Below are 21,583 nucleotides of genomic sequence, written 5' to 3'. Positions count from 1 at the left end.
CGTCAGCCCCTCACGGCTCGCCGGATGCGGGACACCAGGCCGCCGCGGGGCGCGGTCGCCGCGCGCACCTCGGCGCGGATCATCCGGGCCAGTGCGTCGCGCTCGGCGGGCTGCTGCGGGAGCGTCACCCCGGCCTGCTGCTTGGAGACGGCCTTGCGGACGCCGTAGCTGAACGCGGCCATCTTCACCAGCGGGCCGCCCAGGGTGGCGGCGACGGTGGAGGACAGGGCGTTGGCGTTGGCCGCCGCGTCCTGGACGTTGGCGGTGATCTCGTCGACCCGCTCGAGCTGCTCGTTGGCGCTGCGCACGGCGGCGGAGGCGTCGGTCAGCAGCGGCACGGCCTGCTCGGTGACGGCGGAGACCAGCACGGTGGCTTCGCGGAGGACCTTGGAGAGCCGCACCAGGACCACGGCGAGCAGGGTCACCAGCACCGCCCAGAAGACGGCCACCAGCAGCCCGGCCAGCTCACCCACGGACACCTTGCGCGCTCCCTCGCCTCTTCTTCTCCTCGGAACCGAACCCTATCGGATACGGCCAGTCGCGGAGCGCCCCGACGTCGGTAACGACGCCCGGCCCGGCGTCCGAACGCGTGCGAACACGGTGCGTAACCCTCCGCCCGGTCACCTCGTTGGGGGGAGGGGCTCGCGGCACCGCGGGCCTGCGGTTTCCATTTCCCAGTGACGGGGGCGTCATGTCGAGTGGGTCGCCGGGGGTGCCCGGCCGGGGCAGATTGCCTGCCGAGGTCTCCCGCTTCATCGGTCGCGAGGCCGAACTCCGAGCGGTGGACGGCCTGTTGGAGGAGTCCCGGCTGGTCACGGTGACCGGCCCGGGCGGGGTCGGCAAGAGCAGGCTGGCGCTGCGGGCGGCCGCCGCCGCGGCCGCCGGGCACGCGGACGGCGCCTGGCTGGCCGAGGTCGGCGCGGTGCAGGACCCGCTGCTGCTGGGCCACGCGGTGCTGGAGGCCCTGCGGCTGACCGACCACACCGCCCGCCCGCCGCTGGACGTGCTGGTCGAGCAGCTCGCCGACCGCCGCCTGCTGCTGGTGCTGGACGGCTGCGAGCACCTGGTCGAGGCGTGCGCCGAGCTGGTGGACGTCCTGCTGCGCGCGGTGCCCGGCCTGAAGGTGCTGGCCACCAGCCGGCAGTCGCTGCGGGTGCCGGGCGAGCACCTGGTACTGCTGGCCCCGCTCTCCGCCGAGCCGGCCGCGCCGGGCACCGAGGCGGAGGCGGTGGCGCTGTTCGCCGACCGGGCCGCGGCCGTGCTGCCGGACTTCCGGATCACCGCCGCCAACCGCGCCGAGGTCTCACTGCTCTGCCGCCGGCTGGACGGCATCCCGCTGGCCGTCGAGCTGGCCGCCGGACGGCTGCGCGCGCTCTCCGTCGAGCAGATCACGGCCCGGCTGGACGACCGCTTCCGGGTGCTCACCGGCGGCTGGCGGACCGCTCCCCCGCGGCACCAGACGCTGCGCACCACGATCGGCTGGAGTCACGAGCTCTGCTCGATGCAGGAACGTTTAATCTGGGCCCGCCTCTCGGTCTTCGCGGGCGGCTTCGACCTGGACGCCGCCGAGTACGTCTGCGCCGGCGAGGGCCTGGAGGCCGACGAGGTCCTCGACCTCGTCGACTCCCTGGTCGACAAGTCCGTCCTGCTGCGCGACGGCGACCCGTCCGCGGTCCGGTTCCGGATGCTCGACACCCTCCGCGAGTACGGCGCCCAGTGGCTGCGGGCCGGCGGCGACGAGCACCGGCTGCTCTGCCGCCACCGCGACTGGTACCTCGGGGTGGCCACCTGGGGCGAGGTCGAGTGGTTCGGCCCGCGCCAGGCCGAGACCGCCGAACGCACCCGGCTCGCCCACGCCAACCTGCGCGCCGCCCTGGAGTTCTGCCTCACCGAACCGGGCGAGGAGCAGCTCGCCCTGGTCCTGGCCGGCACCCTCTGGTTCTACTGGGTCGGCTCCGGCCACCTCGGCGAGGGCCGGCACTGGCTCGACCGGGCCCTCGCGCTGGCCCCCGAACCCACCGGGGCGCGGGCCAAGGCGCTCTGGGTCACCGGGTACATGGCCACCCTCCAGGGCGACCTGGTCCGGGCCCGGCCCGCCCTCGAGGAGTGCCGCCGCCAGGCCCTGGACACCGGCGACGACCGGGCGCTGGCCTACGCGGTGCACCGCCAGGGCTGCGCGGCGCTGATCGGCGACGAGCCGCAGCGGGCGGCCGAGCTGTTCGAGGAGGCGCTCTGGCACTACAACACCATCGGCGAGCTCAACAGCAACGTCCTGATGGCGATGTTCGAGCTGGGCGTCGCGTACCTGTTCCTCGGCGACACCGAGCGCGGCGACCTCTGGATCGACCGGGTGCGGGAGATCTGCGAGGAGCACGGGGAGCAGTGGGCGTACGCCTACGGGCTCTACGCGATGGCGTACTCGAAGTGGGCGGGCGGCGAGATCCGGCTGGCCCGCGCCTTCGCCCGGGAGTGCGTCCGGCTCAACCACCTCTTCCGCGACCTGCTCGGGATCGTGCTGGCCATGGACGTGCTGGCCCTGCTGGAGACCGAGGGGCCGGACGCCGACCTGGTCGAGGCCCGGGTGCTGCAGGGCGCGGCGCACCGGCTGTGGCAGGCGGTCGGCACCCCGTTCTTCGGCTCGCGCACCTTCGGCGGGCCGCACCGCGAGTGCGAGCAGCGGGCCCGCGCGGGGCTGACCGCCCAGGAGTTCACCGACGCCTTCCGGCTGGGCACCGGGCTCGGCCTGGACGCGGCCGTCCGCCGGGCGCTCGGCGGCGAACTGCCCGGACCGCCCGGCGCCGGCGGCGAGGGCCGCTCGGGCCCGCGGCCCCCGGCCCGGCCCTCCCCCGTCCCGGCCCGCTGACCCGCCGGACCCCGGGAACGGGGAAGCCCCCGTACGGCCCGAGGGCCGTACGGGGGCTTCCGCTCGCGGGTCAGCGCGAGTAGTACTCGACGACCAGCTGCTCGTCGCAGACGACCGGAACCTCGCGACGCTGCGGCGCGCGGTCCAGACGGAAGGCCAGGGCCTTCAGGTTGACCTCGAGGTACTTCGGGGTCTGGCCCTCGCCGGCGTTGCCGCCCTCGCGAGCCACCTGGAAGGGAACCTTCTCCTTCGACTTCTCCTTGACCGTGACGACGTAGCCCGGCTTCATCTGGAACGACGGCTTGTTGACCTTGCTGCCGTTGACCTCGATGTGACCGTGCACGACCATCTGGCGGGCCTGGTAGATCGTGCGGGCGATGCCCGAACGCAGGACCAGCGAGTCGAGGCGGACCTCGAGCAGGCCGACGAGCGCCTCACCGGTCTTGCCTTCGACCTTCTTGGCGGCCTCGAACGCGCGAGCCATCTGCTTCTCGCTGAGGTCGTACTGGGCGCGCAGACGCTGCTTCTCGGTCAGACGGACCTTGTAGTCAGAGTTCTGCTTGCGGCCACGGCCGTGCTGGCCGGGCGGGTACGGGCGGGCCTCGAAGTACTTGACGGACTTCGGGGTCAGCGGAACGCCAAGGGCGCGAGCGATCTTGACCTTGGGGCGCTTCTGGTTCGCCATGGAACCATTACCTCTTTCGGTTTTGCGAATACGGCTTCACCAGGTGTTGACGGAGGCCGCTTCTCGCGACCCGGAGAAAAACCGCCCGTCACCGGGTGGTCAGCCGCTCTCCGAGGCCGGGCACTATGTGCTTGCACACGAACGGCCCACCGACCGCAGAGGTGGTGGGCTGCCCGCGACACCGAATGACCGGTGCGCGACGCTCCTGGAGGCGCCGTCCTGCGACGGCCCCTCGGACCGGTGCCCCGCTGGTGCGGCCGGTCGGCCGGACTCACGTCCGCCCGCCGAACCCGGGACACTCGCCTGACAGTCTACAGGTGGTCTACTCGCCCCTGAGCCGGCCCCGGGTCCACTCCACGATGTCCGCGTACCTGGCCTCCCCGCCGCGCCGGGTCGGCCGGTAGTACTCCTTGCCGTGCACCGCGTCCGGCGCGTACTGCTGGGCGGCGATGCCCTCCGGCAGGTCGTGCGGGTACCGGTAGCCCTTGCCGTGGCCGAGCTTCCCCGCACCCCCGTAGTGCGCGTCCCGCAGATGCGGCGGCACCGCGCCCGCCAGGCCCTGCCGGACGTCGGCCAGCGCCGCGTCGATCGCCAGGTACGCCGCGTTGGACTTGGGCGCCAGCGCCAGCGCGATCGCCGCCTGGGACAGGATGATCCGCGCCTCCGGGAAGCCGATCAGCGCCACCGCCTGGGCCGCCGCCACGGCCGTCTGCAGCGCCGTCGGATCGGCCAGTCCGACGTCCTCGCTGGCCGAGATCATCAGCCGCCGGGCGATGAACCGCGGGTCCTCCCCCGCCTCGATCATCCGGGCCAGGTAGTGCAGGGTGGCGTCCACGTCGCTGCCGCGGATCGACTTGATCAGCGCGCTGGCAACGTCGTAGTGCTGGTCGCCGTCCTTGTCGTAGCGGACCGCCGCCTGGTTCACCGCCGTCTCCGTGGTGGCCAGGGTCAGCTCCCGCTCGCCCTTCTCGATCGCCGCCCCGGCCGCCGCCTCCAGCGTGGTCAGCGCCCGCCGCGCGTCCCCGCCCGCCAGCCGCACCAGGTGGTCCTCCGCCTCCGCGGTCAGCTCCACACTGCCGGCCAGCCCGCGCTCGTCCGCCACTGCCCGGCGCAGCAGCGCCCGGACGTCCTCGTCGGTCAGCGACTCCAGGGTCAGCAGCAGCGAGCGCGACAGCAGCGGCGAGATCACCGAGAAGTACGGGTTCTCCGTGGTCGCCGCGATCAGGGTGACCCAGCGGTTCTCCACCGCCGGCAGCAGCGAATCCTGCTGCGCCTTGGAGAAGCGGTGGATCTCGTCCAGGAACAGCACCGTCTCGCGGCCGCTCATCCCCACCGCCCGGCGGGCCCCGTCGATCACCGCGCGGACCTCCTTCACGCCGTGGGTGATCGCCGACAGCTCGACGAACCGGCCCTCGACGGCCTGGCTGATCACATGCGCCAGCGTGGTCTTCCCGGTGCCGGGCGGACCCCAGAGGATCACCGAGCTGGTCGCGGCCGGGCCGCGGGAGCCGGCCACCAGGCGGCGCAGCGGCGACCCGTCCTTCAGCAGCTGGCGCTGGCCGGCGACCTCGTCCAGGGTGCGGGGCCGCATCCGTACGGCGAGCGGCGCCCGCCCCGGCTCGGCGGCCTGGCGTTCCTCGGCGGCGGCGGTGAAGAGGTCGGGTTCGTCCACGGGCAAAGCCTATGCGAGGCCGCCGACGGACTTCCGGGGCACTTCCGGGCTGTAGTTCGAATTTGAACTGGATCGGGTTAGGGTGGTGGCATGTCTGTACGCCGTCTCAACCACGCGGTGCTCTGGATCCGCGACGTCGACCGCTCGGTGGAGTTCTACGCCGACGTCTTCGGCTTCCAGGTCGACCACCTGATCCCCGGCCGCGCCGCCTTCCTCTCCGCCCCTGGCAGCCTCAACGACCACGACCTCGGGCTCTTCGCGATCGGCGCCGACGCCCCCGGCCCCGAACAGGGCCGGGTCGGCCTCTACCACCTCGCCTGGGAGGTCGGGACGCTCGGCGAACTGGCCGCGATCGGCCGCAAGCTCGCCGAGCGCGGCGCGCTTGTCGGGTCGACCAACCACCTGGTGTCCAAGTCCTTCTACGCGAAGGATCCGGACGGCAACGAGTTCGAGCTGATGTGGCGCGTCCCCCGCGAGGACTGGCCCGCCGCCGACTCCGACGCCAAGCCCGGCCCCCTCGACCTCACCGAATCCCTCGACCGCTGGGGCCCCGACCTCGCCACCGGCTCCGCCGCCGGCTCCGCAACCTAGCCACAAGGGGCGCGGGGAACTGCGCGCAGCGGAAGGCACGGGCCGGCAGCCTCCCGTCCGCCCGCCGTCCGGCTCGCCCCACCAGGGGTGGGCCTCGCAGTTCCCCGAGCCCCTGGGGTTGCCCTCGGGCCTCGCAGTTCCCCGAGCCCCTACAGGTTGAGGTGCGGTCGGTCGAGGAGTTCGACGTCGAATTCCTCCAGGCCCAGCACCCGCGCGCCCCCCGCCTCCGACGCCCGCGACCGCAGCTGCGCCTGCGGTCCGCGGGAGGCGTCGAGCGCGGCACGGTCACGGAAGATCGCACCGACGCTCCCGATGCCGCGCGTCCGGTCGATGAGCAGCGCTCCGCCGACGAACCCGTCCATCGCCTCCAGCCCGGGGATCGCGGTCGTCTCGACCGCGTTGACCAGCCGGTCGACCCCCGCCGGGTCGAATCCGATCCGCACCAGCCGGAACCCCGCCCCGGGCGGTGCGTCGCCGCGGCGGGCGACCGCGGCCTCCCAGCTGTCCACGGTGATGGTGCCGCCGAAAACGGCCAGCAGTTCCTGCCGCTGGTCGCGCAGGGCGGCGTAGCTGTCCCGCTCGTGCTGTGCGGTGTCCCACCACGAGCCGAGCAGGATCTTGCCGAGCTGCCGGTCGGAGAAGATGCTGAATCCCCGGTAGCCGGCCTGGCCGGAGAGCAGGGCGACCGATTCGGCTTTGAGCCCTTCGAGCGTCTTGTCGGCGAGCGCCGGGTCACCGGTCATGTAGATGGTGCGGACGTACATGGCAACGCCTCCGTCCAGGTCCGCCGCGGCGCGGGCGTCCGGCACCCGCCCCGCCCACCTTCCATCGCACGCCCGCCCCGACCCGCAGTCAAACGCTCAGCGTCGCCGCGTGGTCGGGGACGTAGGTCTGGCTGTCGCGCGGGGGGCGCCGGTAGCCGCGGGAGGGCGGGCGGGGCGGCAGTTCGACGGCCCGGCGGGCGACCTCGCGGTAGGGGACGGAGGCGATCAGGTGGGCGATCATGTTGAGCCGGGCGCGCCGTTTGTCGTCGCTCTCGACGACGTACCAGGGCGCCTCGGGGATGTCGGTGTGGACGAACATGTCGTCCTTGGCCCGGGAGTAGTCCTCCCAGCGGGTGAGCGACTCGACGTCCATCGGGGAGAGCTTCCACTGCCGCATGGGGTCCTGGAGGCGGTCCTGGAAGCGGCGTTCCTGTTCCACGTCGCTGACCGAGAACCAGTACTTGCGCAGCAGGATCCCGGCCTCGGTCAGCATCCGTTCGAAGGTGGGGCACTGGTGGAGGAACTGCCGGTACTCCTCGTCGGTGCAGAAGCCCATGACCCGTTCGACGCCGGCCCGGTTGTACCAGGAGCGGTCGAACAGCACGATCTCGCCGGCGGCCGGGAGGTGTTCGACGTAGCGCTGGAAGTACCACTGGCCGCGCTGGCGTTCGGTGGGGGCGGGGAGGGCGGCGATCCGGGCGACGCGGGGGTTGAGGTACTCGCTGACCCGCTTGATCGCCCCGCCCTTGCCGGCGGCGTCCCGGCCCTCGAAGACCACGACCAGCCGGACGCCCTCGGCGCGCACCCATTCCTGGAGCTTCACGAGCTCGTGCTGCAGGCGCAGCAGCTCGGTCTCGTACAGCCGCTTGGGCAGCCGGTTCCTCTTCCTGGGGTCCGCCACCGTGCGCCCTCCGCTCACCGTTGCACTGACGATGCCTCAGGCTACGGCAGCGAGCACAGCGGAGACCGGAACCGGCAGCCCCCCGTACCGCCGGTGCCGGCTTCCCCCGTGTTGACCGAACAACTCTGGTGCACCCTGCCCGCCGGGTCCAATTACCCCTTCCATAGCCTGGGGGCATGGACGTCGACACCCGGCTGCTGCGCTACTTCGCGGCGGTCTGCGAGGAGGGCCAGCTGACGGCTGCGGCCGATCGGCTGTACGTCAGCCAGCCGACGCTGACCAAGCAGATCCGCCGTCTGGAGGAGCAGCTCGGGGTGCGGCTGTTCGAGCGTTCGCGGGCCGGGATGGTGCCGACGCCGGCGGGCGAGGAGTTGGCGGCGCGGGTGTCGGGGCTGCTCGGCGGCTGGGACGGGACGGTGCGGGCGGTCCGGCAGGCGGCCAACCGGGCGGGCGGGGTGCTGCGGGTCGGATTCGAGGGTTCGACCATCAATCTGGTGGGCCGGACGACGGTGGAGGACTTCGCCCGCCGGATGCCGGGCTGGCAGGTCCGGATGCGGCAGAACAACTGGTTCGACGAGACGTCGGGGCTGCTGAGCGGCGACATCGACCTGGCCCTGTGGCACGCGCCGGCGGCGATCACCGACCGGTACAACTGCGCGGACCTGGGCACCGAGGACCGCTGGGCGGTGCTGGCGGCCGACCACCGGCTGGCCGGGCGGGCGGAGTTGGACTTCGCCGAGCTGCTGGACGAGGAGTTCGTGGCGATCCCGCTGGAGGCCGGCCACTGGCGGGACTACTGGCTGGGGGCGGAGGAGCGGCGGGGCCGCCCGGCGCGGGTGGGCGCGGTGGCGCACAACGCGGACGAGTGGCTGGCGGCGGTGGCGTGCGGGCAGGGCATCGGATTCGCCCCGCAGTCGATGAGTCGGATCGCCGGCCGGCCGGACGTGGTCTACCGCCCGGTGCGCGGGCTGAGCCCCAGCCGGGTCGGCCTGTACTGGCCGCTCGGCCGCCCGCTGACCCCGGCGATGGCGGCCTTCGTGCGCAGCTGCCGGGAGCACATCGCGGTGCAGCAGCCGGCGCCCGGCCCGGCCGCTCGGCCGGTGGCGGCTCAGACCGCGGCGAACGGCGCCGGGTAGCGGCACACCCCGTGCGGGCTGCCGTCGTACGCCGCCAGCGGCAGGGTCTGGAAGTACCCCTCGGCCACCTCGAACGGGCCGCTGACCTTGTGCCGGGAGGCCGGGCCGAAGCCGAACCGGCCGTAGTAGCCCGGGTCGCCGAGCACCACGACCAGCCGCTCCCCCGCGGCGTCGGCGGCGTCCAGCGCCGCCCGGACCACCAGCGTGCCGACGCCCTTGCGCTGCCACTCGGGCGCGACCGCGACCGGCGCCAGGGCCAGCGCCCGGCCGTCGCCGACCGCCAGCCGGGTCAGCAGGGCGTGGCCGATCACCACGTCCCGCTCGTCGACGGCGACCAGGGAGAGGTCCGGCAGCCACGCGGCGGCGTCGCGGCGCAGCGCGTCGACCAGATCGGCCTCCTCGGGGCCGGGGAAGGCCGCCATGTGGACGCGTCTGGTCTCGGCGGCGTCCGACGGCAGCTCGACTCTGGTGCGCACGCTCATTCCTCTACCCCTCTCACGGTCTGTACGACGCTGTACAGCACGCCGGCCCCGGGCGGTGCGAGCCTACCGTGAAGCAGGTCACACCGGCCGGGGCCGGGCACAATGCGGCGGAGCCGGTCAGGCGGACTGCTCCGGCTCGGCGGCCTTCGCCTCGCGGGACTTCGGCGTGGCGTCCACACCGGCCTCGCGGCGCTGGGCCGGGGTGATCGGCGTCGGCGCACCGGTCAGCGGGTCGCCACCGGTGGACGTCTTCGGGAAGGCGATGACGTCGCGGATGGTGTCGTAGCCGCCGAGCAGGGTGACCACGCGGTCCAGGCCGAGCGCGATGCCGCCGTGCGGCGGCGGGCCGTAGTTGAAGGCGTCCAGCAGGAAGCCGAACTGCGAGGCCGCCTCCTCCTCGGAGAGGCCGATCGCGTCGAACGCCCGCTTCTGCACCTCGCGCTGGTGGATACGGATCGAACCGCCGCCCAGCTCCGAGCCGTTGAGCACCAGGTCGTACGCGTTGGAGAGCGCGCTGCCCGGGTCGGTGTCGAAGGTGGCCAGCGACTCGGTGGTCGGGGCGGTGAAGGGGTGGTGCACGGCGTGCCAGCCCTGGAACTCGCCCTTGTCGTCCTCGATCGGCTCGAACATCGGGAAGTCGACCACCCAGAGGAAGGCCCACTGCGACTCGTCGATCAGGTTGCAGCGGCGGCCGATCTCCAGGCGGGCGGCGCCCAGCAGCTCCTGCGAGGCGGTCTTCTTGCCGGCCGCGAAGAACACCGCGTCGCCCGGCTTGGCACCCGCGGCGGCGGCGAGGCCGGCCAGGTGCTCCTCGGAGAGGTTCTTGGCCACCGGGCCGCGCAGCTCGCCGGTCTCGGCGTCCACCAGGACGTACGCCAGGCCGCGGGCGCCGCGCGCCTTGGCCCAGTCCTGCCAGGCGTCCAGCTGCTTGCGCGGCTGCGAGGCGCCGCCCGGCATGACCACGGCGCCGACGTACGGGGCCTGGAACACGCGGAACTCGGTGCCCTTGAAGTACTCGGTGAGGTCGGTCAGCTCCTGGCCGAAGCGCACGTCCGGCTTGTCCGAGCCGTAGCGGGACATCGCGTCGGCGTAGGAGAGGCGGGGCAGCGGGTTGGGGATCTCGTACCCGTGCGTCTCCTTCCAGATCCGGCCGACGATCTTCTCGCCGAGGGCCAGGACGTCCTCCTGGTCGACGAAGGACGCCTCGATGTCCAGCTGGGTGAACTCCGGCTGGCGGTCGGCGCGGAAGTCCTCGTCGCGGAAGCAGCGGGCGATCTGGTAGTAGCGCTCCATGCCGGCCACCATCAGCAGCTGCTTGAACAGCTGCGGCGACTGCGGCAGGGCGTACCAGTGGCCCGGCTGCAGGCGGACCGGCACCAGGAAGTCGCGTGCACCCTCGGGGGTGGAGCGGGTCAGGTACGGGGTCTCGATGTCGAGGTAGTCGTTCTCCTCCATCACCGTGCGGATGATGTGGTTGACCTTGGAGCGCAGGCGCAGCGCGCGGGCCGGGCCCTCACGGCGGAGGTCCAGGTAGCGGTAGCGCAGGCGCACCTCCTCGTTGACCGAGCCGGGCTCGTACTCGGCGACCTGGAACGGCAGCGGGGCGGCCTCGGAGAGCACCTCGATGGACTCGACCACGACCTCGACGGCACCGGTCGGGATGTCCGGGTTCTCGTTGCCCGCGGGGCGGACGGAGACCTCGCCGATCACCTTGACGCAGTACTCGGAGCGCAGCCCGTGCACCGACTCCAGGTCGCGGACCACGATCTGGACGGTGCCGGAGGCGTCGCGCAGATCGATGAAGGCCACACCGCCGTGGTCACGGCGGCGGGCGACCCAGCCGGCCAGGGTGACGGTGGTGCCGGCGTGCTCCGCGCGGAGCGTGCCCGCGTCATGCGTGCGGATCACAGCTGCTTCTCCTTCAGGGTGGTGACGAGCGCCTCGAGGGCGACGGGGATCTGCTCACCGGACTGCATGTCCTTGAGCTGGACGACGCCTTCGGCGAGGTCCCGGTCGCCGGCGACGACCGCGAAGCGGGCGCCGGAACGGTCGGCGGACTTCATGGCGTTCTTGATGCTCTTGACGCCGAAGGCCAGGTCGGTGGCGACGCCGGCCCGGCGCAGCTCGACCACCTTGGCGAAGAGGACGTTCTTGGCCTCCTCGCCGAGCGCCACGGCGTACACCGCGGTCGCGGCGGGCAGGTCGAGGGCGACCCCCTCGGACTCCATGGCCAGGAAGGTGCGGTCCACGCCGAGCGCCCAGCCGACCGAGGGCAGCGCCGGTCCGCCGATCATCTCGGACAGGCCGTCGTACCGCCCGCCGCCGCCGATCGCGGACTGCGCGCCGAGGCCGTTGTGCACGAACTCGAAGGTGGTGCGGGTGTAGTAGTCCAGGCCGCGGACCAGCTTCGGGTCGTCGGTGAACGCCACACCGGCGAGGGTGAGCAGCTCGCGCACCTTGTCGTCGTACGCCTTGCACTCCTCGCAGAGGAAGTCGCGCAGCATCGGGGCGTCGGTGAGCTGGGCCTGCACCGACTCCCGCTTGTCGTCGAGGACGCGCAGCGGGTTGATCTCGGCGCGGCGGCGGGTGTCCTCGTCCAGGTCGAGGCCGGCCAGGAACTCGATCAGCGCGGCGCGGTAGACCGGGCGGCACTGCTTGTCGCCGAGGCTGTTGAGCAGCAGCGAGTAGTTCGACAGGCCGAGCGAGCGGAAGGCGTCGTCGGCCAGGATGATCAGCTCGGCGTCCAGCGCCGGGTCCTCGGCGCCGATCGCCTCCGCGCCGACCTGCGAGAACTGGCGGTAGCGGCCCTTCTGGGCGCGCTCGTAGCGGTAGTACGAACCGGAGTACCAGAGCTTGACCGGGAGGTTGCCCTGCTTGTGCAGGTTGGCCTGGAGGGCGGCGCGCAGCACGGAGGCGGTGCCCTCGGGGCGCAGCGCGAGCTCGTCGCCGCCGCGCGTGGTCAGGTTGTACATCTCCTTGGTGACGATGTCGGTGGACTCGCCGACACCGCGGGAGAACAGCTTCACGTCCTCGAAGACCGGGGTCTCGATGTAGCCGTAGCCGGCCCGCCGGGCGGGGGCGGCGATCGCCTCGCGGATCGCCAGGAAGGTCGCGGAGCTCGGCGGCAGCAGGTCGTAGGTGCCCTTGGGGGCGGTGAAGGTGCTCAACTTCGTCTTCCGTCACATTCCTCGTCGCGGGAAGGCCGGAGCGCCCTGCGCACCTGCCGCCTGCATGAGGTAGGGGTTGGTGGCGCGCTCTCGGCCGATGGTGGTCTGGGAGCCGTGGCCGGAGAGGACCACGGTCGCGTCGTCGAGGGGCAGGCACACCCGGGCCAGCGACTGCATGATCGCCGCGCTGTCCCCGCCCGGGAGGTCCGTACGCCCGATGGAGCCGGCGAACAGCAGGTCGCCCGAGAACAGCACCGGTGGGATGTCGTCGCTCGAGGGCGTCCGGAAGGTCACCGACCCCTTGGTATGGCCGGGCGCGTGGTCGACGGTGAGCTCCAGACCGGCGAGCTCCAGGACGCTGCCGTCCTTCAGCTCCCGCACGTCGTCCGGCTCGCCGACCGTGATCGAGCCCATGATCTGCTGACCGAGCGAGCGTCCGAGGCCGCGGGCCGGGTCGGCCATCATGTAGCGGTCCTCGGGGTGGATCCACGCCGGGACGTTCCGCGCGCCGCAGACCGGCACGACCGAGGCGATGTGGTCGATGTGCCCGTGGGTGAGAAGCACCGCGACCGGCTTCAGCCGGTGCTCGCGGATCAGCTCCTCGACGCCCTCGGCGGCCTCGTGCCCCGGGTCGACGATCACGCACTCCTCACCGGCTGCGGGCGCGACCAGGTAGCAATTGGTGCCCCAGGCCCCGGCGGGGAATCCGGCGACGAACACGCGAGTCCTCGTATCGATTCGGTGGCGGTCAGTTGTGGTCTCACCGCAGCCTACCGGCGGCGAGGCACCGCGAGCGAACCAGATAGGTGCGCCCGACCGGAGCATTCTCATTCACGGCTGATCTCGCACTTACGCACGAGGTCCCTACACTTGGCCGCCAATGGGTGCGATGATCCGCACCGCAACGATTCACCTGCCAAGTAGGAGAGACACGGCCCGTGGTCACCAGCGAACAGCGGCGGCGCCAGCTCGCCCGTGAGAAGTACGAGCGCCAGATGGAGCGCCGCGTCGAGGCCGCGAAGAAGCGGAAGCAGCGCAACGCGATCGTCGGCGGCTCGCTGGCCGTCGTCCTGCTCGGCGTCGTCGGTGCCGCGGCGGGCGGCGTCTTCAGCTCCGACGACAAGGGCAAGAGCAGCGCCCAGGCCGCGCCGACCGCCGCGGTGACCCCGGTCAAGGGCTGCACCGCGCCCGCCGCCGGCCAGCCGAACGGCAAGCAGTGGCAGACCGAGCCGGCCATGTCGATCGACACCAAGGCGGCCTACACCGCGACCCTGGACACCAGCTGCGGCAAGATCACCGCCACCCTGGACGCCGCCAAGGCCCCGCACACGGTGAACTCCTTCTCGTTCCTGTCCGGCGAGCAGTATTTCGACCACACCAAGTGCCACCGCCTCACCACCGAGAACATCTACGTCCTCCAGTGCGGCGACCCGCAGGGCACCGGCACCGGCTCGCCCGGCTACAAGTTCGCCGACGAGAACCTGACCGGCGCGACCTACCCGGCGGGCACCCTGGCGATGGCCAACTCCGGCCCGAACACCAACGGCAGCCAGTTCTTCATCGTCTACAAGGACACCCAGCTGCCGCCCAGCTACACCCCGTTCGGCAAGATCACCGGCGGCCTGGACGTGCTCCAGAACATCGCCGCCGGCGGTGTCCAGGGCGGTGGCCCCGACGGTCCGCCGGTCGCCAACGTCGTGCTCAACGCGGTGACCACCGCCAAGGGCTGAGCCCGGGGCGACCGCCGCGCGAAATCGACCGGCGCCGGATGCGGACAGCACCGGCGCTGGTCGCCTATGTTGCTGTTGTATAGGGTGCCCTGACCGTCGGCCGTCACCCTCGGCGAAACAACACGACGGATCGGACGGCGGGCTCCATCGGTCCGCCGCACATCAACTGTGGACGACGTCCGCGATCCCGTTGGGCGCGGCGTCATGTGGAGGAGGCGCTGTGAGCAGCGATCCGTGGGGCCGTGTCGACGAGCAGGGGAACGTCTACGTCAGGACGGCCGAGGGCGAACGCCAGGTCGGCTCCTGGCAGGCCGGGTCGCCCGAGGAGGCTCTCGCCTACTTCGAGCGCAAGTACCAGGGCCTCGAGGCCGAGATCGGCCTGCTGGAGCACCGGGTCCGCAAGACCGACCTGGCCGCCAAGGAGGCGCAGACGGCGCTCGACCACCTGCGCGCGCAGGTCGTCGAGGCGCACGCCGTCGGCGACCTCGACGCGCTCGCCAAGCGCCTCGACACCCTGGGCGGCGAGATCGAGACCCGCCAGAGCGAGCGCCGGGCCGCCCGCGCCAAGGCCCAGGACGAGACCCGCGCCGCCAAGGAGGCGCTGGTCGCCGAGGCCGAGCAGCTGGCCGAGTCCAACCAGTGGCGGGAGGCCGGCGACCGGCTGCGCGCCCTGGTGGACAACTGGAAGGCCCTGCCCCGCCTCGACCGCAAGAGCGACGACGAGCTGTGGCACCGCTTCTCGCACGCCCGCTCGGTGTTCTCCAAGCACCGCAAGGCGCACTTCGCCGCGCTGGACAGCGAGCGGGAGCAGGCCCGGCTGGTCAAGGAGAAGCTGGTCGCCGAGGCCGAGTCGCTCTCCGACTCGACCGAGTGGGGTCCGACCGCGGCCGCGTACCGCGATCTGATGACCCAGTGGAAGGCCGCCGGCCGCGCCCAGCGGGACGCGGAGGAGGAGCTGTGGGCCCGCTTCCGCGGCGCCCAGGACGTCTTCTTCCAGGCCCGCTCCGCCGCGTTCAGCGAGCGCGACCACGAGCAGGGCGAGAACCAGCACGCCAAGGAGGCGCTGCTGGTCGAGGCCGAGGCGATCCTGCCGATCACCGACCTCAAGGCTGCCAAGGCCGCGCTGCGCGACGTCAACGAGCGCTGGGAGGCCATCGGCCACGTGCCGCGCGAGGTCCGTCCGAAGCTGGACGGCCGTCTCAACGCGGTGGAGCGCGCGATCCGCGAGGCCGAGGAGGCCGAGTGGCAGCGCTCCAACCCGGAGGCCAAGGCCCGCGCCGCCGGCATGACCGGCCTGCTCCAGGCCGCCGTGGACAAGCTCCAGGCGGACATCGACAAGGCCCGGGCCGCCGGCAACGCGAGCAAGGTCGCCAAGCTGGAGTCCGAGCTGGCGGGCCGTCAGGCACTGCTGGACCAGGCGCAGAAGTCCCTCCAGGAGTTCAGCGGCTGAGACCTTACCGCTGAGGGCGCACCATCAGGGGCGCGAGGAACTGCGCGACCGACCATGCACTCACGTGGAGCGTGGCCGACAAGCGCAGTTCCCCGCGCCCCTTCTGCGCTCGTCCGACCGGTCGCATCCGGCCAGCGGGGCGGAGCAGGCACCCCTATCGTTCGTGGACGGGGGGCCCTGCGGACCCGAGGTGCACGATGCCGAGACACCCAGGCCGGACGGCCGCCGCCGTGCTGCTCGCCGCCGCGGCCCTCGCCGCGTCCGCCGCCCCCGGTCACGCGGCCCCCGACCCGACCGCCCTCTGCGCGCTGGCCCAGCAGTCGCTGGAGGCCGGACACCTCGCTCAGGCCGCGGCGCTCTACACCCAGACGGCCGACTCGACGCCGTCGAACTGCGCGTCGCTCGGTCTCTCCCTGGTCGCCGCACACCGTCAGGTCGCCGCCCAGTCCGCCGCCGCCGGACAGGAGCTGCTCCGCGCGGGCGACCTCGCGGCGGCCGAGCGGAAGTTCCGGGAGGCCCTGGCCGTCGACGCCGAGAACGCCGAGGCGACGGCCGGCCTCGACGAGATCACGGCCCGTCAGCAGAACCTGGCACTCTCCCAGTGGGATCTGTTCTACGAGCGCTGGGTCGTTCCGATGACCCAGCTGTTCGCCGCAGCCGGCATCGTCCTGCTCGGCCTGCTGACGCTGAGCGGGCTGCTCACCGCTGTCGTGGTGAAGGTCGACTCGATCGCCTGGCCCAGGCCCTGGCGGCTGTCGCTGGGCGTCACCGGCTTCCTTCTGCTGATCGGGTCCGCCCTGATGTTCGCGATCTACCAGATGTTCCATCCCTTCGATCCGAGCAGCGTCAGCGACTGGCCGGCCGACCTGGCGGCGCTGGCGGTCTTCCCTGCGGCGATCATCGTCGCGGCGGCCTGGACCCATGAACGCCACCGGTTCACCGCCGGGCGGGTGTCGCGCTGGAGAACGCTGGCGCGGCTCTTCTGCAGCTGGCGGCCCCTCGTCCTGGGGGCGTTCTTCTACTGGTGGCGCCTGCTGGTCCCGCTCGTGGTCATCGGCGGCCTGGGCCTCGCGCTCCGCATGCTCGTCCTGCACGACCCCGACGGGCGGCTGCTCGCCACCTACGCGGTCCTCGCGCTGTACGGAATCCTGCTCACCGCCGCGGCCTTCGGCCAGAACCTCCGGCTCCAGGTGTCCGTCCAGTCCCCGGACGGGGAGAACGACCCGGTCGCCACCGACTACCTGCTGGCCCGGGTCCATGACCTCGGCATCGACACCCCGCCGATGCGGCTGCGGGCGGTCACCAGCTCCATGCACCTCAGCAAGATCAGCACCGAGGAGCTCAGCGCCCTGCCGTCCGGGAAGGTCGCCGCGGCTCTCTCCGGCCTCTTCTTCGCCATCCGGCCGGACCTCACCTGGCGGGTGCGGGCCGCCGTCATGGACGACAACCGGATCACCGTGACGCTCACCCGCAACGGTCGTCACGCCGGCAGCGAGGTCTTCAGCCGCGCCGAGCTGTTCCTCCCGTTGTGCAAGGGCCAGGAGGCCCGGGAGCGGGCGAAGGCCCAGCTCCTCACCGGCGCGGCCGCCGTGACCCTGCTCCGGCTGAGCCGGTCGCACCCCCGGCTCAGGAGCCAGCTCTGCGGTGCCACCAACTGGCGGAGCGTCACCCTGCAGGTGATCGCAACCAGTCGCTCGCTCATCGACGACCCCGAGGGGCGGACAGCCCTGCTGGCCCGAGCCGTCGACGAGGATCCGGGCAACGTCCTCGCCCGCGTCGACCATCTGTGGGCACTCCAGGACGGCACCCCGCCCGACAGCCACGTCTACCGCGAACTCGCCGAGGACGTGGACCACCAGCTGGACGACATCGAAAGGTTCTGCCCGGACACGCTGCTGATCCGGGCGCTCTACCGCAGCGCCTCGCAGTGGATCAACAGGTGCGTGGTGTCGGGCCACATGGACCTGCAGGCTCTCGCTGCCGCGAGCAGGAACGTCGACCGGCTCGTACGCGTCTGCGAGAACGCCGGGACGAACGACATCGAGCTGACGATCCTCGCCAGGCAGATCCATCCCATCGGCCTGGCCATGCAGCACGAGATCACCGCACTCACCGACGTCCGGTCGGACCGTCACTCGTTCATGCAACGCGCACCCGCGCCGCGGCTGGCCTACGAGTACGCCCGCCTCGCCGCCCTCGACCGGCGGAGCCATCCCATGTCCAGGAGCACCGCCATCCACTACCTGCGGATCGCGCTGTCGACCGAGGCCCTGGCCGAGGCCCGCAAGGATCCCTGCCTTCGCGCGCTGCACGACAGCGAGGAGTACCAGGCGCTCACCGCCACCGCCTCGACCTTCCTCGACCTGCCGATCTTCGACTCGTGCCGGCTGAGGCTCGTCGAGGCCGGGCTCAGCGCTCCGGCGGACTTCCTGCTCCGCACCACGACGGCCCGTCAGCGCGCCACGCTGGCCGAGTACCTCGACGCCTCGCCGGTGCTGGTCGAGCGGTTCGTCCAGATCGCCCAGCTCACCCAACTGCACGACCACCTCGCCTGCCCTGCCGCTCTCGGCCTGCTGGTCGCCTGCGGCATCGACTCACCGGCCCGGCTCGAGTCGGAGGTCGCCAGCGACAAGGACAAGCTGTTCGAGGCACTGCGGAAGGCGAACCGGGAGGGTCCCTGCATCGGCGAGATGGAGGACGTGGAGTCCTGGCTGCCGGACGCGGTCTCCACGGCCGCGGCCGCCAACCGCTCCCGGCGAGGCCGGCGGGCGGCGGACCGGATCGGCCGGCTCCGGTAAAAAGCCTGCCGACCCGGCTCAGACCGAGGCGGTCGGCCCCGACGGGAGCGTCTGCTGCCGCAGCTGGTCGACGTCGATGCTCTGGTCCGGACCGGGCGTCGCGCTCGGCACCGGCACCCCGAAGTCCTTGAAGTCGATGCCGCCGCTGTCGGAGCCGCTGCTCTTCTCCATCCGCAGCGGGTACGGCCGCCCCTGGGTGGAGACGAACAGCGTGCCGGGCTCGCCCTCCTCGTCCACGCCCGTGACGGTGACGGCGGGGATCCCGCCGAGCACGGTCTGGGTGCCGCGGGTGACGGCGCCGGCGTTCTGTCCGATCGAATCGGCCAGCTGAGTGAGGTCGCAGAGCGAGGTGACGTCGCCGAAGTCGGCGTCGTCCTCGGTGGTCTTCAGGTAGCGGTCGCCGGCGACCTTGCCGACCGAGGCGGCGCCGTGCGCGTCCCAGAAGGTCTGGTCGGGCTTGATCCACAGGTCCTTGCCGACCTTGACCAGCGCGAAGCCGCCCTCCGTGCCGAGGCTCATGGTGCCGGAGCAGTTGGCGTCGGTGTCGAGCGCGAGGTCGAGGGCGATCCGCTGGCCGGCGCTGGTCAGGGCGCCGACGGCGTGGGCGGTGCGGCCCTCCTTGAGCGCCTGGACGGAGCGCCGGACTATCTCCTGGGCGGGCAGGTTCTCCACACCGTTGGCGCTGCCGCCCGCGGCGGCCGCGGAGCCGCTGACGGGTGCGCTCCCGGTCGCGGTGGCGTGGGACGCCGAGCCGTCGCCGCCACAGCCCGCCAGGGCCGTCAGGACGGTGCCGATCAGTGCGGTGACGACCAGCTGCCTGCGCTCCACGAGCCCTCCTCGGTGCCGCCCGCCCCCGTCCCCGTCAGTGTCGGCGGGACGGGGACGGGGCGCACCCGGAGGAACTACCTGCTGCGGGCGGAGGTCACCCGGTAGACGTCGTACACGCCCTCGACGCCGCGGACCGCCTTGAGCACGTGCCCGAGGTGCTTCGGGTCGCCCATCTCGAAGGTGAAGCGGCTCATCGCCACCCGGTCGCGGGAGGTCTGCACCGCCGCGGACAGGATGTTGACGTGCTGGTCGGAGAGCACCCGGGTGACGTCCGAGAGCAGGCGGGAGCGGTCGAGCGCCTCCACCTGGATGGCCACCAGGAAGACCGAGGACTGGGTGGCGGCCCACTCGACCTCGATCATGCGCTCCGGCTGCTGCTGGAGGGACTCCACGTTGACGCAGTCGGCGCGGTGCACCGAGACGCCGTTGCCGCGGGTGATGAAGCCGACGATCGGGTCGCCCGGCACCGGGGTGCAGCAGCGGGACAGCTTGACCCAGAGGTCGTCCACGCCCTTGACGATCACGCCCGGGTCGCCCTTGGCGCGGCGGCGCATGGCGCGCGGCTGGTGCGGCGGGGTGGCGGTCTCGGCGAGGTCCTCGACCGCGCCCTCCTCGCCGCCCATCGCCTGGACCAGCTTCTGGACGATCGACTGCGCGGTGACGTGACCCTCGCCGATCGCGGCGTACAGCGAGGAGATGTCGGGGTAGCGCATCTCGTGCGCCAGGGTGACCAGCGAGTCGCCGGTGAGGATGCGCTGGATCGGCAGGCCCTGCTTGCGCATCGCCCGGGCGATGGCCTCCTTGCCCTGCTCGATCGCCTCCTCGCGGCGCTCCTTGGAGAACCAGGCGCGGATCTTGTTGCGGGCCCGCGGCGACTTGACGAAGGTCAGCCAGTCGCGGGACGGGCCGGCGTTCTCCGCCTTGGAGGTGAACACCTCGACGGTGTCGCCGTTCTCCAGGGTGGACTCCAGCGGCACCAGCCGGCCGTTGACCCGGGCGCCGATGCAGCGGTAGCCGACCTCGGTGTGGACGGCGAAGGCGAAGTCCACCGGGGTGGCCAGCGCGGGCAGGGCTATCACGTCACCCTTGGGGGTGAAGACGAAGACCTCGTTGCTGGACAGGTCGAAGCGCAGCGACTCGAGGAACTCGCTCGGGTCCTCGGTCTCCTTCTGCCAGTCCAGCAGCTGCCGCAGCCAGGCCATCTCGTTGACCGCGTCGGCCTTGTCGTGCTGGCGGCCGTGGGTCGGCGTGTCGGTACGCACCTTGGAGGCGCCGGCGACCGCGCGCTGCTTGTACTTCCAGTGCGCGGCGATGCCGTACTCGGCCCGGCGGTGCATGTCGAAGGTGCGGATCTGCAGCTCGACGGGCTTGCCCCCGGGACCGATCACCGTGGTGTGCAGCGACTGGTACATGTTGAACTTGGGCATCGCAATGTAGTCCTTGAACCGCCCCGGCACCGGGTTCCACCGCGCGTGGATGGTGCCCAGCGCCGCGTAGCAGTCGCGGACGGTGTCGACCAGGACCCGGATGCCCACCAGGTCGTAGATCTCGGCGAAGTCGCGGCCCCGCACGATCATCTTCTGGTACACGGAGTAGTAGTGCTTCGGCCGGCCGGTCACCTGGGCGGTGATCCGGGCGCCCCGCAGGTCGCCCTGGACCTGGTCGATCACGGTCGCCAGGTACTCGTCCCGCTTCGGGGCGCGCTCGGCGACCAGCCGCACGATCTCGTCGTACATCTTGGGGTAGAGGATCGCGAAGGCGAGGTCCTCCAGCTCCCACTTGATGGTGTTCATGCCCAGCCGGTGCGCCAGCGGGGCGTAGATCTCGAGGGTCTCGCGGGCCTTCTTCTCCTGCTTCTCCCGCTTGAGGTAGCGCATGGTGCGCATGTTGTGCAGGCGGTCGGCCAGCTTGATCACCAGGACCCGCGGGTCCTTGGCCATCGCCACGACCATCTTGCGGACGGTCTCGGCCTGCGCGGCCTCGCCGAACTTGACCCGGTCCAGCTTGGTGACGCCGTCGACCAGCAGGGCCACCGAGTCGCCGAAGTCGCGGCGCAGGGTGTCCAGGCCGTAGTCGGTGTCCTCGACGGTGTCGTGCAGCAGCCCGGCCATCAGGGTGGGGGCGTCCATGCCCAGCTCGGCCAGGATGGTCGCCACGGCCAGCGGGTGGGTGATGTACGGGTCGCCGCTCTTGCGCTTCTGCCCGCGGTGCCACTTCTCGGCCACCGCGTACGCCTGCTCGATGTCCTTGAGCAGCGCGGGGTCGGCCTTCGGGTCGTTGGCCCGGATGGTGCGGAACAGCGGCTCCAGCACCGGGTTGACCGTACTGCTGCGCTGGCCGCCGAGCCTGGCGAGCCGGGCCCGCATTCCACCGGGAGAGGGCCGCGGCGCGGTCGTCGGCGGCCGCAGCGGAGCGGCACCGGTGGGCGCGGGCCGGCTCTGGTCAGCCGTGGGCACAACCTCGTCGGGCAAGGACACTCCTAGTGGAGAGGGGTGAATCTTCATGGTACCGACACC

At 72.1% G+C, this 21,583-nt stretch carries 17 protein-coding genes; 6 read left to right on the top strand and 11 right to left on the bottom strand.

Features of this window, described 5'->3' with window-relative positions; translation table 11 throughout:
* Nucleotides 1-2 precede the first annotated feature (2 nt).
* Complete coding sequence (locus tag FHR36_RS10120) at nucleotides 3-479, bottom strand: DUF948 domain-containing protein (protein ID WP_253795790.1); 477 nt, start codon at nucleotides 477-479, stop codon at nucleotides 3-5.
* A gap of 251 nt (nucleotides 480-730) precedes the next feature.
* Here FHR36_RS10120 and FHR36_RS10115 point away from each other — a divergent pair, with 251 nt between their 5' ends.
* Nucleotides 731-2,863: an ATP-binding protein gene (locus tag FHR36_RS10115; RefSeq protein WP_253795788.1), complete on the top strand. Its 2,133-nt coding sequence runs from the start codon at nucleotides 731-733 to the stop codon at nucleotides 2,861-2,863.
* Between the two features lie 70 nt (nucleotides 2,864-2,933).
* On the opposite strand, the gene rpsD is transcribed toward FHR36_RS10115, so the two are convergent.
* Together rpsD and FHR36_RS10105 are read right to left on the bottom strand one after the other, a co-directional pair.
* The gene (rpsD, locus tag FHR36_RS10110; protein ID WP_253795786.1) at nucleotides 2,934-3,548 is read right to left on the bottom strand and encodes a 30S ribosomal protein S4; all 615 of its coding nucleotides are present in this window, start codon (nucleotides 3,546-3,548) and stop codon (nucleotides 2,934-2,936) included.
* A 322-nt stretch (nucleotides 3,549-3,870) separates the two neighbouring features.
* Nucleotides 3,871-5,220, bottom strand: coding sequence for a replication-associated recombination protein A (locus FHR36_RS10105; protein WP_253795784.1), 1,350 nt, complete (start codon nucleotides 5,218-5,220; stop codon nucleotides 3,871-3,873).
* 90 nt (nucleotides 5,221-5,310) lie between these two features.
* On the opposite strand from FHR36_RS10105, the gene FHR36_RS10100 reads away from it, so the two are divergent.
* The gene (locus FHR36_RS10100) at nucleotides 5,311-5,811 is read left to right on the top strand and encodes a VOC family protein (protein WP_253795783.1); all 501 of its coding nucleotides are present in this window, start codon (nucleotides 5,311-5,313) and stop codon (nucleotides 5,809-5,811) included.
* A 149-nt stretch (nucleotides 5,812-5,960) separates the two neighbouring features.
* Here the strand turns inward: FHR36_RS10100 and FHR36_RS10095 are convergent, their stop codons facing one another.
* Together FHR36_RS10095 and ppk2 are read right to left on the bottom strand one after the other, a co-directional pair.
* Nucleotides 5,961-6,620, bottom strand: a complete 660-nt coding sequence (locus tag FHR36_RS10095) for a hypothetical protein (RefSeq protein WP_253795782.1) — start codon at nucleotides 6,618-6,620, stop codon at nucleotides 5,961-5,963.
* Nucleotides 6,621-6,663: 43 nt separating this feature from the next.
* Nucleotides 6,664-7,476: a polyphosphate kinase 2 gene (ppk2, locus tag FHR36_RS10090; protein ID WP_253795781.1), complete on the bottom strand. Its 813-nt coding sequence runs from the start codon at nucleotides 7,474-7,476 to the stop codon at nucleotides 6,664-6,666.
* 176 nt (nucleotides 7,477-7,652) lie between these two features.
* Here ppk2 and FHR36_RS10085 point away from each other — a divergent pair, with 176 nt between their 5' ends.
* The gene (locus FHR36_RS10085; RefSeq protein ID WP_253795780.1) at nucleotides 7,653-8,612 is read left to right on the top strand and encodes a LysR family transcriptional regulator; all 960 of its coding nucleotides are present in this window, start codon (nucleotides 7,653-7,655) and stop codon (nucleotides 8,610-8,612) included.
* On the opposite strand, the gene FHR36_RS10080 is transcribed toward FHR36_RS10085, so the two are convergent.
* The 4 genes from FHR36_RS10080 to FHR36_RS10065 form a co-directional block, all read right to left on the bottom strand.
* Entirely contained in the window at nucleotides 8,585-9,094 is a 510-nt protein-coding gene (locus FHR36_RS10080) for a GNAT family N-acetyltransferase (RefSeq protein ID WP_253795779.1), read from the bottom strand. The genes FHR36_RS10085 and FHR36_RS10080 overlap by 28 nt on opposite strands.
* Before the next feature lie 117 nt (nucleotides 9,095-9,211).
* Nucleotides 9,212-11,002, bottom strand: coding sequence for an aspartate--tRNA ligase (gene aspS / locus FHR36_RS10075; protein ID WP_253795778.1), 1,791 nt, complete (start codon nucleotides 11,000-11,002; stop codon nucleotides 9,212-9,214).
* Nucleotides 10,999-12,261 (bottom strand): histidine--tRNA ligase, encoded by a 1,263-nt coding sequence (gene hisS / locus FHR36_RS10070; RefSeq protein WP_253795777.1) that lies wholly within the window; start codon nucleotides 12,259-12,261, stop codon nucleotides 10,999-11,001. Before hisS ends, aspS begins: the two co-directional genes overlap by 4 nt.
* A gap of 12 nt (nucleotides 12,262-12,273) precedes the next feature.
* Nucleotides 12,274-12,981, bottom strand: a complete 708-nt coding sequence (locus tag FHR36_RS10065) for an MBL fold metallo-hydrolase (protein WP_253795776.1) — start codon at nucleotides 12,979-12,981, stop codon at nucleotides 12,274-12,276.
* 218 nt (nucleotides 12,982-13,199) lie between these two features.
* Between FHR36_RS10065 and FHR36_RS10060 the strand changes: the two genes are divergently transcribed.
* From FHR36_RS10060 to FHR36_RS10050, 3 genes are all read left to right on the top strand, one after another.
* Nucleotides 13,200-13,991 (top strand): peptidylprolyl isomerase, encoded by a 792-nt coding sequence (locus tag FHR36_RS10060; RefSeq protein WP_253795775.1) that lies wholly within the window; start codon nucleotides 13,200-13,202, stop codon nucleotides 13,989-13,991.
* 220 nt (nucleotides 13,992-14,211) lie between these two features.
* On the top strand, nucleotides 14,212-15,441 hold the full coding sequence (locus FHR36_RS10055; RefSeq protein ID WP_253795774.1) for a DUF349 domain-containing protein: 1,230 nt from the start codon (nucleotides 14,212-14,214) through the stop codon (nucleotides 15,439-15,441).
* Nucleotides 15,442-15,638: 197 nt separating this feature from the next.
* Nucleotides 15,639-18,239: a DUF4332 domain-containing protein gene (locus tag FHR36_RS10050; protein ID WP_253795773.1), complete on the top strand. Its 2,601-nt coding sequence runs from the start codon at nucleotides 15,639-15,641 to the stop codon at nucleotides 18,237-18,239.
* 18 nt (nucleotides 18,240-18,257) lie between these two features.
* On the opposite strand, the gene FHR36_RS10045 is transcribed toward FHR36_RS10050, so the two are convergent.
* Nucleotides 18,258-19,067: a hypothetical protein gene (locus FHR36_RS10045; protein ID WP_253795772.1), complete on the bottom strand. Its 810-nt coding sequence runs from the start codon at nucleotides 19,065-19,067 to the stop codon at nucleotides 18,258-18,260.
* A 74-nt stretch (nucleotides 19,068-19,141) separates the two neighbouring features.
* Nucleotides 19,142-21,571 carry a RelA/SpoT family protein gene (locus FHR36_RS10040; RefSeq protein WP_253795770.1) on the bottom strand — a complete coding sequence of 810 codons (2,430 nt, stop codon included), beginning with the start codon at nucleotides 21,569-21,571 and terminating at the stop codon, nucleotides 19,142-19,144.
* Nucleotides 21,572-21,583: the final 12 nt, after the last annotated feature.

Origin of the sequence: Kitasatospora cinereorecta (genome assembly GCF_024172095.1) — a bacterium.
Lineage (GTDB): Bacteria > Actinomycetota > Actinomycetes > Streptomycetales > Streptomycetaceae > Kitasatospora > Kitasatospora cinereorecta.
The sequence above is the reverse complement of the archived record's forward strand: the minus strand, read 5'-3'. Positions and strand labels throughout refer to the sequence as shown.